The sequence below is a fragment of the Paraburkholderia sp. 22099 genome, from assembly GCF_052045835.1.
GTDB lineage: Bacteria > Pseudomonadota > Gammaproteobacteria > Burkholderiales > Burkholderiaceae > Paraburkholderia > Paraburkholderia terricola.
On the sequence record NZ_JBQEPU010000035.1, the window covers coordinates 24,894 to 39,411 of the forward strand.

Genomic DNA, 14,518 nt, shown 5'->3' on the forward strand with positions numbered 1-14,518 from the left:
AGGTGTCTCCGTTAACCGCGACGATGAGAGAGTTTGTCCGCGGCCACCGCGAGAATCACCAGCATGCCGGTGATCAACACCTGATAGACCGAGGAAACGCCGATCAAGGTCAAGCCATTGCGGAACACGCCGACGATCAGCGCGCCGAGCAGCGTGCCGACGATCGAGCCGCGTCCGCCGAACAGACTCGTGCCGCCGAGCACGACTGCGGTAATGCTGTCGAGGTTCTCGGTTTGCCCCGCCTGCGGATCGCCGACGCCGGTTCGCGACACCGACAGCAGCGCGGCGATGCCATAGATCGCGCCGGCGAGCGAATACACGGTGAGCAGAATCTTCTGCGACGACAGGCCCATCAGCCGCGCGGCCTCGGCGTTATTGCCGAGCGCATACAAATGCCGGCCCGGAACCGTGTCGCGCAACACGAACCATGTGGCGAGATACATCAGCAGCGTGAGCACCGTGCCGTAGGTGACATCGGCGGGACCGAGCTTGAAGGTGTTGCCGAAGAACATGATCGCGTCGGGCAGGTTCGACACGCTCTCCGCGTTCGAATAGATCTGCGTGAGCGCGAACGCAATGTTCAGCGTGCCCAGCGTGACGATGAACGCGGGCAACTTGATGCGCGTGATCAACACGCCGTTGAGCGCGCCGAACAGCGTGCTCGCGGCCACGCCGCACAGAATCGCAAGCACGGGCGGCACGCCGAGCGTGACCGCGAATTTGGTCATGATGATGGAGCCGAATGCCATCACCATCCCGCATGACAGGTCGATGCCGCCGGTCAGCACGATCAGCGTCTGGCCGATCGCGATTACCGCGACCACCATGGTCTGTTGCAGGATCAGCGAGAGATTCTGGAACGACAGAAAACGGCTGCTCTGCGAAATGAAGAAGCCGCAGGCCAGCACCAGCGCGATCAGCGGGCCGACCTCGGCGAGCGACGGCAGACGGTCGGTGAAGTGGCGCGAGTGGCCGACGGGCGCGGTGGGAGTCGACATGATGAAGGTCCTCGATGCATGAGCGTGGCGTGGCCACGCGGCGAGTCAGAGGCGGCCCGGCGCACCGGGCCGCCATGCAGTGCGCGTTACTTGTTGCCCCAGCAGTTGTCGAGGCCGAACTTCGTATCCTTGCTGTCGACGCCGGACATCGGCTTGTCGCTGATCAGCGTCACGCCCGTGTCCTGATAGCCGGAGACCTTCTTGCCGGTCTTCGCATACTCGACGCCCGCCGTCACGCCGAGCGCGGCCATCTTCAGCGGATACTGCTGCGAGGTCGCGGCGATCGCGCCGGCCTTCACATTGCGCACGCCTTCGCAGCCGCCGTCGATCGAGACGATCATCACGCTCTTGTCCTTGCCCGCCGCCTTGAGCGCGCGATAAGCGCCCGCCGCCGCCGGTTCGTTGATCGTGTAGACCACGTTGATGTCGGGCGATTTCTGCAGGCAGTTTTCCATCGCCGTTTGTCCCTTCGACTGATCGCCGCGCGTGTCCTGGCTGCAGACGATCGACGGATCGCCTTCCTTCACGCCGAAGCCTTCGAGGAAGCCGTTATGACGCAACACGCCGACCGATACGCCGGGTGCGAGATCGAGCGTGGCGATCTTCGCGGCTTTGCCGTTCAGCGCGGCTTTCGCGTATCGGCCGATCAGCACGCCGGCCTTGAAGTTGTCGGTGGCGAAGAGGGCGTCGGTGGCGTCTTGCGGATCGGTGGGTGTGTCGAGCGCGACCACCATCACGCCGGCGGCGCGCGCTTTCTTGATGCTCGGCACGATCGCCTTCGTGTCGCTCGGCGTGATCAGAATCGCCTTGGCGCCGGCCGTCAGCATGTTTTCGATCGCGGTGACCTGGCTCGCGTTGTCGCCGTCGAACTTGCCGGCCGCGGTGAGCAGCTTCGCGCCGTCTTTCGACGAGGCCGCTTCGGCGCCCTGTTTCATCTTCACGAAGAACGGATTGGTGTCGGTCTTGGTAATCAGGCCGACGATGGGCTGGTCGGCCGCCTGGCTGGCGCTCGCACACCACACCGCCGATGCGGCCACGCACATCGACACGATTTTCCTGGCGACAGGATGCCTGCGGGAATTCAGATTCATGGGACGCTCCTCCGATTATTGGCAACGACGTTATGAACTGCTGGCGGTTGCCCATGCGAACGCTGCGCGTCGGCAACCTGGTTTGTGAAACTGTGGGACGCGGATGCGGCCCGAAACCGGCCGCCTAAATCACTTGAGTTGATTTAGTACAGCAGGCGCGGCGACGCTCGTCAAGGAAACGATCCGCGCCGCCGAGGAGGCGGCAGCGTACGTGTGAGGGCGGAGCGCCATATGTGGCGGGGCTTGACGGCGGTAGTGCGGTGCAAGGTGGAGGGCCGGAACTTGGGGAAAGTCCTGGCTCGGTTGAAGGCTAGTTGTAATTTGAATTCGCCTTTTCGACGGCAAATGGTTACGCCGAGCAGGTGTCGGGTGACGCACGAAATGCGCGAGCGCGAGGGCACGGGTTTGAACGTGCCAGGCACCGCGGCGCGAGTGCATGCCGCTTACATCACCGCAGCAGGTCACCGCAACGCATCACCGCAAACGCGGCGCTCCGGTGGACGCGCGCACGACGAGTTGCGGCGCGGATGAAACCAGCATCGGCACCTTCGCCGCGCCGCGACGCGCTTGTCCATACGACGACTCGATCAACTCGCGCAACAGCGAGACCGCGAGTCCGGCGACTTCGACCGTGGGCACGGCCACCGTCGTCAGCGCGGGCCGCGACTCGCGCGCGAGTTGAATGTCGGTGATGCCCACCACGGACAGATCGCCCGGCACGTTCAGGCCGAGATCGGCGGCGGCGTGCATCGCGCCGAGCGCCGGCAGATCGTTGGTCGCGAAGATCGCGGTGAGCTTCGGGTCGGCTTCGAGCAACGCGCGCGTCGCGGTGTAGCCGCCCTGGATCGTGTCGGGTGCATGCTTGACGCGTCCCTTCGGCGCGCCGGCCGCGCGCAGCGCATCGACGAAACCTTGATAGCGTGCCGCGTGAATGCCCGAGGCCTTGCTGCCGACGATCGCGCCGATCCGCCGATGCCCGAGTTCCAGCAGATGCGTGCCGGCCAACTCGCCCGCCAGCCGGAAATCGACTGCGACGCACGGCAGCCCCGGCGGTTCATTGGGCCGCTCCCACATGCACAACACGACGGGCGTGCCGCGCGCTTCGGTCGCGTGAAGATCCGCGAAATCGAGGTTCGCATTCGTCACGAGCACGCCTTCGGAGAGCGTGCCGGCGATCTGGTCGAGATACGCGCGACCGCTCAGCGGATCTTCGTTGGTGTTGCAGATGATCAGGAACTGGCCGCGCGTGCGCGCCGCGCGTTCGACCGCGAGCGCGAACTCCGGGTAGAACGGATTGGCGATGCTCGACACCATCAACGCGAGCGTCGGTGCGCGGCCTTCGGCGAGCGCGCGGGCCGCGAGGTGAGGGCGATAGCCGAGCGCGGCGACGGCATCGAGCACGCGCTGACGCGTCGTCGCGCCGACGCGGCCGCGATTGCGCAGCACGTTGGACACCGTGGCCGGGGTAACGCCGGCGTGACGCGCGACTTCGCTGAGTGTGGGCATGTGCTTTCAGTATTTGGGATAGATGTCCGACATTTGCATCGTGGCTGAAGGCGCGGCACCATCTCTCGCACAGACAAACGATATCGGAGACAGGCGGGACCCCAACGATCGCATGCGGTCGATTTTTTTGGTCTTGCTGATTAAGCGCTTAATCTCCGACGTCGAGCCGATTAAATCACGGAGTCGATGCGATGGCGAGCATTTCGTTAAGAGGCGTGCAGAAGGCGTATGGCGACGGCGCGCTGGTGATCCGCGACGTCGATCTGGAGATCGGCGAAAACGAATTCTGCGTCTTTCTCGGCCCGTCCGGTTGCGGCAAGTCCACGCTGTTGCGCATGATCGCGGGACTCGAAGACCTCACCGAGGGCGACCTCTCGATCGGCGGACGCGTCGTCAACGACGTGCCGTCGGCGCAGCGCGGCGTGGCGATGGTGTTCCAGAGCTACGCGCTGTTTCCGCACATGACCGTGTACGAGAACATGGCGTTCGGCCTGAAGCTCGCCAGGACGCCCAAGGACGAAATCGACCGCAAGGTGCGGGAGGCCGCGCGCATTCTGCAACTGGAAGCGCTGCTCGAGCGCCGGCCGAAGGCACTGTCCGGCGGCCAGCGGCAACGCGTGGCGATCGGCCGGGCCATCGTGCGCGAGCCGGGCGTGTTTCTGTTCGACGAACCGCTCTCCAATCTCGACGCCACGTTGCGCGGCCAGACCCGCATCGAAATCGCGCGGCTGCACAAGCAGTTCGCCACCGCGAGTGTGGTCTACGTGACGCACGATCAGATCGAAGCGATGACGCTCGCCGACAAGATCGTGCTGCTGCATGCGGGCAAGGACACCGAACGCTACGGCAGCATCGCGCAGATCGGCGCGCCGCTCGAGTTGTATCACCGTCCGCGCAGCCGCTTCGTCGCGGGTTTCATCGGCTCGCCGCGCATGAATTTTCTGCCTGCGCGCGTGACGTCGATCGATCCGCAAGGCGTGATCGTCTCGCTCGATCACACCGGGGAAAACGTGCGTGTGCCGGTGAATGGCGAAGGACTGCAAGCAGCGCAGCCGGTCACGCTGGGCGTGCGACCCGAACATCTGGAATTCGTCGACGCCTCTTTCGCGACGCCGGGTAACGGCGTATTGACCCGCACCGTCTCTCTCGTCGAACAGCTCGGCGAACACAGCTATGTGCATCTCGATCAGCCCGGCGGCGCCGCGCTGATCGCCAAGGCGCCCGGCGACACACGTCTCGCGCCGGGTGACCGCGCGCACTTGCGCGTGCCGCGCCATGCCAGTCATTTGTTTACCGAGGACGGCTTTGCGGCCGCTTCGCTCGAATCCGTCGAACACTACGCATAAAGGACATTCGAATGCGCCTTGGAGTCTGTTATTACCCGGAACACTGGCCGGAGTCGATGTGGGAAGACGACGCTCGCCGGATGAAAGCACTCGGCATCGAGCAGGTGCGGATCGCGGAGTTTGCGTGGAGCAGGATCGAGCCGACGCCTGGCGAATACGATTGGGGCTGGCTCGATCGCGCGATCGACGTGTTGGGCGACGCCGGCTTGCAGGTCGTCATGTGCACGCCGACGGCGACGCCGCCCAAGTGGCTGATCGACCGCCATCCCGACATTCTGCCGGTCGGCGCGGATGGGCGTCCGCGCGCGTTCGGCTCGCGCCGTCATTATGATTTTTCGTCGCCTTCGTATTTCGCCGCCTCGCAGAAAATCTGCACGGCGATCGCCGAGCGTTACGGCAAGCATCCGGCCGTCGCTTATTGGCAGACCGATAACGAATTCGGTTGCCACCATACGGTGGTCAGCTATTCGAGCGCGGCAGTGGAGCGCTTTCGCGAATGGCTGAAGGCGCGTTATCAAACGGTCGACGCGCTCAATCGTGCATGGGGCACGGTGTTCTGGAGCATGGAGTACCGCGGCTTCGACGAAATCGACGCGCCGGTGGCCACCGTTACCGAGGCGCATCCGTCGCACCGGCTCGATTACCGGCGCTTCGCTTCCGACGAAGTCGCGCGCTACAACCGCATGCAGGTCGAGATCATCCGCGCGCATTCGCCGGGACGTCCGGTCGCGCATAACTTCATGCAGCTCTTCACCGAGTTCGATCATTACAAGGTGGCGGCCGATCTCGATGTCGCGAGTTGGGACAGCTATCCGCTCGGCGCGCTGGAGGAGCAATGGTTCGCGCCGGACATCAAGGCGCGCTGGCTGCGCAGCGGGCATCCCGACTTCGCTTCGTTCAATCACGACGTGTACCGCGGCATGTCGAAGCTGCCGTTCTGGGTGATGGAGCAGCAGCCGGGTCCGGTGAACTGGGCGTTGTGGAATCCGGCGCCGTTGCCGGGCATGGTGCGCCTGTGGAGTTGGGAAGCGTTCGCGCACGGCGCGGGTTGCGTGTCGTATTTCCGTTGGCGTCAGGCGCCGTTCGCTCAGGAGCAGATGCATGCGGGCTTGAACACGCCCGATAACCGGCTCGACGTGGGCGGCAACGAGGCTGCGCAAGTGGCCAACGAAATTCGCATGGTGCTCGCGGCGAACGCCGATGCCAACGCCGCGATTCGCTCGAAAGTCGCGCTCGTCTACGACTATGAAGCGAAGTGGCTGTTCGAGATTCATCCGCAGGGCGCGGACTTTCACTATCCGCGTTTCGCCTTCGAGTATTACTCCGCGCTGCGCGCGCTCGGGCTCGACGTGGACGTCGTGCCGGTCGACGCGCCGCTCGACGGCTACCGTTTGATCGTCGTGCCGCCGCTGCCGGTCGTGCCGGACGATTTCGCGGCACGCCTCGCGCGTTCCGGCGCGCACGTCGTGTTCGGTCCGCGCACCGGTTCGAAGACTCACGATCTGCAGATTCCGGCCAACCTGCCGCCTGGGGAGCTTACCTCGGTGCTGCCGTTGCGTGTGTGGCGCGTCGAATCGATGCGGCCAAACGTGACCGAAGCCGTGCGGCTTACGGACAGCAACGACCCGAGCGTGGACGATGGCTTCGCGCGTCACTGGCGTGATTTCATCGACAGCGATGCGGCAGGTTCATTCGACGTGCGCGCGCGTTTTGCCGACGGTCATCCCGCCTATGTGCAAAGCGGCGCGTTTCATTACCTCGCGAGCCTGTTCGACGATGCGCTCACGATGCGGCTATTCTCACGCATCGCTCAGCAAGCGGGCCTCGATACGCTGTCGCTCGGCGAGAGCGTGCGGATCAGCCGGCGCGGCGCGCTGACCTACGTGTTCAACTACGGCGACGACGCGCACACGCTCGGCGATGTGGACGACAAGGCTTTCGTGATCGGCTCACGCGTGGTTGAGCCGCAAGGCATCGCGGTCTATCGATCGAATGGATGAGCCAGGTTCCACGCAGCACCACAACGACGTAAAAATCGACGCATAAAGGAGACAGGCAGGATGAAACTGAAACCACGCAAGATTCTGTTGGCACTCGCGCTGGCCGCGGCGGCGGCTGGAACGTCCGTCGTCAGCACGGCGCAAGCCGGCACGCTCGCCGTGAATATCGCGTTCAAGGGCGCAAGCCAGCGCGCGGTATGGCAGTCGACGATCGACGAATTCAAGAAGGCGCACCCCGGCATCGACGTGAAGGTGTCGTTCATCGACGAAGAAGCGTACAAGGTTCAACTGCCGGGCTGGCTCTCCACCGTCGCGCCCGACATCGTCAACTGGCATGACGGCGAGCGCATGGCGTATTACGCGCAGCGCGGCCTGTTCGAGGATTTGAGCGGCGACTGGGCAAAGAACGGCTGGAACGACATGTATGCGTCGACCAAGGAAGCGTCGTCGTATAAAGGCAAGCAGTATGCCGCGCCGACCGTGTATTACTCGTGGGGCATGTTCTATCGCAAGGATCTGTTCCAGAAAGTCGGCATTACCGGCGAGCCGAAAACCTGGGATCAGTTTCTCGAAGACTGCAAGAAGCTAAAGGCCGCCGGCATCACGCCGATCGCGGTGGCGGGGCGCGATGCGTGGACGCTCGCCGGCTGGTTCGATTATCTCGACCTTCGCCTGAACGGCAACGCGTTCCACCAGAAGCTGATGGCGGGCGAGATCGCCTACACCGATCCCCGCGTGAAGAAGGTCTACACGACGTGGAAGCAATTGATCGACGCGGGCTATTTCATCGACAACTCGCTGTCCTACGATCTGGATTCGGTGCAGCCGTTCCTGTTCCAGGGCAAGGCCGCGATGATGCTGATGGGCACGTTCATCACCGCCGGCTTTCCGCCGGGCGTGAAGCCGGAAATGGGCTATTTCCAGTTCCCGATCATCGACGAGAAAGTGCCGACCGCCGAAGACGGGCCGGTCGAATCGCTGCACATTCCGTCGAAAGCGAAGAACAAGGCCGACGCCCACACGTTCCTCGCTTTCGTGGAGACGCCTGCAATCGGCGCGAAGCTGGCCGCCGGGCTCGGCTCGCTGTCGGCGAACAGCAAGTCGCCCGAGCCGGAAGATCCGATTTCGAAGATCGGTTTCCAGATTCTCGCGAACACGAAGGGCGGCATTGCGCAGTTCTACGACCGCGATATGACCAAGGAAATGGCCGATGAAGGGATGAAGGGAATGCAGCAGTTCATCTCCGACCCATCGAAGCTCGACAGCGTGCTCGCGCAACTCGAACAGACGCGCAAGCGCATCTACAAGAAGTAAGCGGTGGCGGCCTTGGGCCGCCGTTCGCCACGTTCGATCGGGAGAATGATCGTGTCGCATTCCGTCACCCGTCAACCCATTGGCGGCCCTGCCGATTCCGGGGGCGCCGGGCTGCCCTCGTCCGGCGGGACATCACGCGGCGGGCTGCCTGCCGCCGCGCGCCGGCGTGGGCCGTCGCCCACCGCGCGGCGGCAGCGGCGCGCCGCTTTTCTGTTTCTCGCGCCGGCCTGCGTGATGGTGGCGATCTATGTGGTGTGGCCGATTCTCTCGACCATCCGCTTGAGCTTCTTCAATTGGGACGGCATGACCGAGCCGTCTTTCGTCGGCCTCGCGAACTATGCGGAATTGTTCCAGGCGCAGACGTTCTATACGGCGCTCAAGAACAACCTCATCTGGCTGCTGCTGTTCCTGCTCGCGCCGCCGATGGGGCTCGCCGTCGCGCTGTATCTGAACCAGGCGGTGGCGGGCATACGCATCGTCAAGTCGCTGTTCTTCGCGCCGTTCGTGTTGTCGGGCGTGGTGGTCGGTTTGATCTTCTCGTGGTTTTACGATCCGACGTTCGGACTGCTCGCGCTGATTCTCGGCCACGGCGTGCCGGTGCTCGGCGATCCCCACTATGCGACCTTCGGCATCGTGTTCGCGGCGCTGTGGCCGCAAACGGCCTATTGCATGATTCTTTACCTGACCGGCCTGACTTCGCTGAACGCCGAGCAGATCGAGGCCGCGCGCATGGAAGGCGCGCGCGGCTGGTCGATGCTGTGGCACGTGATCCTGCCGCAATTGCGGCCGACCACGTTCATGGCGATCGTCGTCACGGTGATCGGCGCGTTGCGCAGCTTCGATCTGATCTCCGTGATGACCGGCGGCGGCCCGTTCGAAAGTTCGACCGTGCTCGCGTATTACATGTACGACCAGGCGATCAAGTACTACCGCATCGGCTATTCGGCCGCGGTGGCAGTCGTGCTGTTCGGCATCATGCTGGTGTACATCGTCTATCACTTGCGCCGCATGCTGCGCGCCGAGCAATAAGGAGCCGCCATGTTTCCGATCTCGATCGACAAATGGAAGCCGGTGTCGCGCCGCGTGTACAAACTGACGTTGCCGATCGCATTGCTGATCTGGCTGCTGCCGATGATCGCAGTGCTCGTCACCTCCGTGCGCTCCACCGAGGAACTGAGCGAGGGCAATTACTGGGGCTGGCCGAAGCACTTCGCGATGTTCGACAACTATCGCGAGGCGCTGACCACGTCGCCGATGCTGCATTACTTCTGGAACAGCGTGCTGATCACGGTGCCCGCTGTCGTCGGCTCGATCGCGCTTGCGTCGATGGCGGGGTTCGCGCTGGCTATCTACCGGTTTCGCGGCAACTCGACCTTGTTTGCGACTTTCGTCGCGGGGAATTTCGTGCCGGTGCAGGTGTTGATGATCCCGGTGCGAGATCTATCGTTGCAATTGGGACTGTTCAATACGGTCAGCGCGTTGATTCTGTTTCATGTGTCGTTTCAAACCGGATTCTGCGCGCTGTTTCTGCGCAATTTCATCAAGCAGTTGCCATTCGAACTGGTCGAGGCGGCGCGCATCGAGGGCGCGAACGAGTGGACCGTGTTCTTCAGGATCGTGTTGCCGCTGATACGTCCCGCGCTCGCGGCGTTAGCGATTCTCGTGTTCACGTTCGTCTGGAACGACTACTTCTGGGCGCTGTGCCTGACGCAAGGTGACGATGCGGCGCCGATCACGGTCGGCGTGGCCGCGTTGAAGGGCCAATGGACGACCGCCTGGAATCTCGTATCGGCCGGGTCGATTCTCGCCGCGTTGCCTTCGGTCGCGATGTTCTTCGCCATGCAGAAGCACTTTGTGGCGGGGCTGACGTTTGGCGCGACGAAGGGGTAGGGCGGGGATGGTTCCGTTGGCGACCGGCGCCTAGCTCACGTTGAAATGCACACGGACGTCCTGGCGTGTTTCGACCGGATGTCCGCCCTGCATCGCCGGCAGGTAGCGCCATTTGTGAAGCGCCTGAAGCAGAATCTGGTTGAGCCGCGGATTGGGCGTCGGCTTGATGAGTTCGACGTCGACCGAACCGTCGACGTGAATCACGAAGCGCGCGGTCGCGATGGTTTGATACGCCTGCTCGCGCAAATCGTCGGGCAACTCCGGCAATGGTTGCGAGAGGGAGCGCGCGGCTGCATCGTTGGATGAGGTGGCGGACGGTGTGGCGCTTTGTTTTTCTTGCGAGCCTTCAACGGTGTGAGACGGCGCCTCGGCCGCGGCTTTCGATTCGCTCGCCACCGGTGCGGGCTGAAGCGGCGCGATGCTTTGCGTTGCGCGCGTATCCGCATTCGGTTTGGTGATTGATGCGGCGTGTTGCTGCAACGCGCGACGAGGCGGCTCGACAGGTTTCGGCGGACGGGGCGGACTCGGCGAAGCAGCCGGAGCGGGCGCGGCGCGAGCCGGATGCAATGAGCTTGTCGCGGCAGGCGGATCGATTTCCACCACGCGCATCTCCAACGGCTCCTCGGCTGTCGGTGCTGCGTTGGGCGTGGCCAGCCAGCGTCCGAATTCAAGCAGGAACATAAACCAGAGCAGGAACGCCAGCACGACCGCTAGCGCGATCCGTACCTTCGGAGCATCGCCGATGGCGACGGCAACGCGTGTTCCGCTACTCACGATGCACCGCGATCAGAAAGTGCTCCGCCCCGCCGCGGCGTGCCGCCAGCATCGCTTGAACGACTACGCCGTGACCGGCTGCGTCGTCGGCGGCAATGACGACATTTCCGTTGGATTGGAGCAGGTGCTTGACCGTCGACTCGATCTGGTCCGGGCGCACCGACTCACGATTCACAAATACCTCGTTGCGCCGATCCACCGAAATCGTTAGCGGTTCATGCGCCGCCATTTGCTGCGCGCGGCCGGCGGGAAGCGTGAGCTTGACGGCGTCGAGCCGCTGCATCGCCAGTGAGGCCAGCATGAAAGTCGCCAGCAGAAAGAACATCACGTCGATCATCGGAATGATTTCGATGCGGCCGCGCCGCGCCGCACGCGAACGCTTGAACTTCACGACCGTTCTCCCGCCGTCGATGCGGCCAGACGGATTTCGCCGAGTCGCGCATTTGCGAACGATTCGAGTTCGTCCATCAGACGTTCGAGCCGACGCGAAAAATAGTTGAATGCAAAGAGCGCGAACAGCGCGACGACAAGACCGATGGCGGTCGCGACCAGTGACTGCGCCACGCCGCCGGTGACGCCGCCCGGATCGACGAGCCCGCTACCGCCGAACAACTGGAACGAATGCATCATGCCGACGATGGTGCCGAGCAAACCGAGCAGCGGGGCAGCCGTGACGATCGTTTCCAATACCCAGAAGCCCTTGCTCATGTCGCGCTCGATTTGCGAGGCGAGCAATTCTGCCTTCGCCTCGCGTAGCCACAGCGGAACCGCAGGCTCGGGCGTCCACGGCGCGTTCATTCGCCTGAAAGCGTTTTGGCTGGCGACGTGTTTCAAGCTGCTGGACCAGTCGAGGGCCGATCCGCTCGCGCTGATTTCATGTGATCCGCGCATCGCAGCCGGCAAGCGACCAAAACGCAGGAACACGTATGAGCGGTCGAGGACGATCGTGACCGCGAGAATGGCGAGTACCGTGAGCGGATAGATAACCCATCCACCCACGCGTACCGCCGCCAGAACATGTGTCCAATCTTGCATGACAGATCTCTTATGGGCCGACGGATTCAGAAATGCTTGGTGACGCCTGCATAGACGGCGAAATGCGGACCGTATTGCGGCGCGCCGACGCCGATGCCCGAGCCGTCGCGCAACTCATAGACGCGATTGAACGCGTTGACCACGACGAGGCGGGCATCGAATTTGCCGAGCATAGGCTGGTTGAAGTGCTGAATCACACCGAGGTTGATCTGCGCGTAGACCGGCAGGCGGTCGGTGTTCGCAAAGCCGCTGCGCAAGCCGCTGCCTACGAGGCCATCGAATGTGAAGGTGGTTCTGCCGAGGTCGTAGGTTCCGCCGAATGAGGCGGTGATGCGCTGATCGTGGTCGAGATTTACCCAGTGAGAGCTGATATAAGCGAGCTCGTCTGCATCGAAATTGAATTGCGCCGAGTCGATCTGTTTGCCCTGCGCGCGGCTATACGCGAGATTCAGATAGGCGGACACATTGTCCTGCTTGTAGTTTGCGGTGAACTCGAGTCCGTACACGCGCCCGTACTGGTAGTTGAACGGCGTGAAGATGAGAGCGGAGCCGAATTGACCTTCGTCGAGCAGGTTGGTGGATTTTTTGTAGTAGGCGTCGAGGCCGATGGTCACGTTCGAGCCGAGCCGCTGCGTCACGCCCAGATCGAAGTAATGGCTGCGTTCGGGTTGCACCGGATCGTTCTGAGCGGACGGACTCTGATTGGTCGTGCCGTTGAAGCGGCCGATGGTCGAGCCGGACAATAGTTCGAACGCAGGCGGCGTGAAGTAGCGCGCGTAACCGGCGTGAAAGGTGGTGGTCGGTGTCAGCGCATAGACGAGACCGATGCGCGGGCTCAACTGACTCGCGCTGACGTATTCGTCCATCTTGTCGTAGCGCAGGCCGTAGTTGAGCGTGAGCTTGTCGGTGATCTTCCATTCGTCCTGCACGTAGGCGCTGTACAGGTAGCCGGTTTTGCTGCTCGAGTCGTGGATGTTGAAGGGCTGGTCCGATGCCTGGTTGCCGTCGGCGTCCGTCGCGAAGACGTTGACGTTGTCGTCGAATACCGCGTGCTCCTGCTGGAAGAGTATGCCGGAGCGGATCGTATGCTTGTCGTTCAGCCGCCAGGTGGTGTCCAGTTGCGCGCCGTTAGCCGAGTTGCTGTGAAAGTCCTTCGATGCCACGCCATTGAATAGCAGATCGCCAACCGGATCGGGATTGAATTGCGTTCGCGTGTAGCGTGTAAAGAGCGCGACCTGATAGTCGAGTGCGCCGCCATTGGTGCCCTGAAGCGCCACGACCGCAAAGTTGTTCAGCTCCGATTGCGTTTCGTTCAACCGGCTCGAATCGAAGGTGTTATTGCCGTTGAGCGTGAAGTTCGTCTGCAAGCCTGGCGTATTGGGAATTTCAAACTGATTGCTGGTGGTGCCGAACATCACGCTCAACCGGGTAAGCGGGTTGATGATGTACGACATATAGCCGAATGCGTCGCCCTGGCGTGTGTGATCGTGCAATGCATTGGCGCTCGCGGTCGGATTCTCGATGCCGAGGTTGTTGACGCCGAGCGATCCGCTGAAGTAGTAGCTGAACGGCCCCTGACTGCCGAACACGTCGGCGCTGGTCTTGAGGGCCTGGTGGCTGCCGCCGAATACGCCGATGGACCCGCCGTTGCCCGCATCGCCCGTCTTCGTGCGAATGTCCACCACGCCGGCCGTACGGTAGCCATACTGCGCGGGCAACGCGCCGGTCAGCAGGTTCACCTGATCGATGATGCGCGTGTCGAGCGTTTGCCCGAAGCCGCTAATCGGCTCGGGAATGATGATGCCGTTGATGCGGTATTGCAGATCCGCATGGTCTCCGCGCACGTGCAACTGTCCATACGAATCGGCGGCCACGCCGGGTGCCTGCAACAGCACCTGATTCAGCGGCGTGTCCTGCCCCGCGGGCAGCGCATCGATGTCGGCCTGACTGAAGCGATACACGCTGCTGCCGGTTTCCGGCGATAGGCCGTTGCGGGCCCGATCGAGCCGCTTCGCGTTCACCTGAACGTCGAGCGTGTCGCTGCTGGTCACATTGTTTGCGGCGCTATCGGTGTTTGCCGTGCTTGCCGTGGCGTTGCTGACCGGCTTGCCGGATGCATCGACGGCAGCGCCGGTTGCCGGGCGGTCGGTCGGCGCGGCGTGGGCATGAGCGGCAAAAGCGGATAGCAGCAAGGCTGCGTGCGAGACGCGCGTGCGGTTCTTCATCGTTATTTTGTTTGAATGTTGGCGACTGGGTGAGGGTGTCTTTCGTCGGAGATGTTCTTGTTAGCTCAGGTGGATGGCGGCGATTTGCCACTTTCCCTGCGTGCCGAGAATGTTATATCATTGCACTCAGAAAAGAAAATGACAATTCGATGATGTGCATGCGGAGGGAGCGTGAGGCGATGACGGCGAGCGGAAAACGCGTCGCCCCAATGCAAGCGGCGGATCTTTGAAATCCGCGCATGAGCTTGCATGAGAAGGGACCGCCAGGCATCACGGCATAGGGACGGGGCTGGCGAGCGTGAGTGAGCTGCTGGAGTCGACTCGAATAATCACGCGTGG

Annotated in this window: 12 protein-coding genes; 5 read left to right on the plus strand and 7 right to left on the minus strand. The window is 62.8% G+C overall.

What is annotated here, in order from left to right; translation table 11 throughout:
- Positions 1-11: 11 nt before the first annotated feature.
- From ACTJLC_RS26550 to ACTJLC_RS26560, 3 genes are all read right to left on the minus strand, one after another.
- Entirely contained in the window at positions 12-998 is a 987-nt protein-coding gene (locus ACTJLC_RS26550; RefSeq protein WP_083086398.1) for an ABC transporter permease, read from the minus strand.
- A gap of 86 nt (positions 999-1,084) precedes the next feature.
- Entirely contained in the window at positions 1,085-2,089 is a 1,005-nt protein-coding gene (locus ACTJLC_RS26555) for a sugar ABC transporter substrate-binding protein (protein WP_154871938.1), read from the minus strand.
- A 474-nt stretch (positions 2,090-2,563) separates the two neighbouring features.
- Positions 2,564-3,595: a LacI family DNA-binding transcriptional regulator gene (locus ACTJLC_RS26560; protein WP_310135280.1), complete on the minus strand. Its 1,032-nt coding sequence runs from the start codon at positions 3,593-3,595 to the stop codon at positions 2,564-2,566.
- Between the two features lie 191 nt (positions 3,596-3,786).
- Here ACTJLC_RS26560 and ACTJLC_RS26565 point away from each other — a divergent pair, with 191 nt between their 5' ends.
- Genes ACTJLC_RS26565 through ACTJLC_RS26585 form a run of 5 tightly spaced genes read left to right on the plus strand, consistent with a single transcriptional unit; the run spans position 3,787 to position 10,145 of the window.
- Positions 3,787-4,941, plus strand: a complete 1,155-nt coding sequence (locus ACTJLC_RS26565; protein WP_310135281.1) for an ABC transporter ATP-binding protein — start codon at positions 3,787-3,789, stop codon at positions 4,939-4,941.
- Positions 4,942-4,952: 11 nt separating this feature from the next.
- The gene (locus ACTJLC_RS26570) at positions 4,953-6,941 is read left to right on the plus strand and encodes a beta-galactosidase (protein WP_310135283.1); all 1,989 of its coding nucleotides are present in this window, start codon (positions 4,953-4,955) and stop codon (positions 6,939-6,941) included.
- A 60-nt stretch (positions 6,942-7,001) separates the two neighbouring features.
- Entirely contained in the window at positions 7,002-8,255 is a 1,254-nt protein-coding gene (locus ACTJLC_RS26575; protein WP_154871935.1) for an ABC transporter substrate-binding protein, read from the plus strand.
- A 45-nt stretch (positions 8,256-8,300) separates the two neighbouring features.
- Positions 8,301-9,284, plus strand: a complete 984-nt coding sequence (locus tag ACTJLC_RS26580) for a carbohydrate ABC transporter permease (RefSeq protein ID WP_310135285.1) — start codon at positions 8,301-8,303, stop codon at positions 9,282-9,284.
- Positions 9,285-9,293: 9 nt separating this feature from the next.
- On the plus strand, positions 9,294-10,145 hold the full coding sequence (locus ACTJLC_RS26585; RefSeq protein ID WP_073432082.1) for a carbohydrate ABC transporter permease: 852 nt from the start codon (positions 9,294-9,296) through the stop codon (positions 10,143-10,145).
- Between the two features lie 30 nt (positions 10,146-10,175).
- On the opposite strand, the gene ACTJLC_RS26590 is transcribed toward ACTJLC_RS26585, so the two are convergent.
- From ACTJLC_RS26590 to ACTJLC_RS26605, 4 genes are read right to left on the minus strand one after another with little or no spacing between them, the layout of a single operon-like run.
- Complete coding sequence (locus ACTJLC_RS26590; RefSeq protein WP_310135286.1) at positions 10,176-10,919, minus strand: energy transducer TonB; 744 nt, start codon at positions 10,917-10,919, stop codon at positions 10,176-10,178.
- The gene (locus tag ACTJLC_RS26595; RefSeq protein WP_073432084.1) at positions 10,912-11,310 is read right to left on the minus strand and encodes an ExbD/TolR family protein; all 399 of its coding nucleotides are present in this window, start codon (positions 11,308-11,310) and stop codon (positions 10,912-10,914) included. Before ACTJLC_RS26595 ends, ACTJLC_RS26590 begins: the two co-directional genes overlap by 8 nt.
- Positions 11,307-11,954, minus strand: coding sequence for a MotA/TolQ/ExbB proton channel family protein (locus ACTJLC_RS26600; protein WP_073432085.1), 648 nt, complete (start codon positions 11,952-11,954; stop codon positions 11,307-11,309). The genes ACTJLC_RS26595 and ACTJLC_RS26600 overlap by 4 nt, the downstream gene beginning before the upstream one ends.
- A gap of 26 nt (positions 11,955-11,980) precedes the next feature.
- Positions 11,981-14,179, minus strand: a complete 2,199-nt coding sequence (locus ACTJLC_RS26605; protein ID WP_310135287.1) for a TonB-dependent receptor — start codon at positions 14,177-14,179, stop codon at positions 11,981-11,983.
- Between the last annotated feature and the right edge of the window lie 339 nt (positions 14,180-14,518).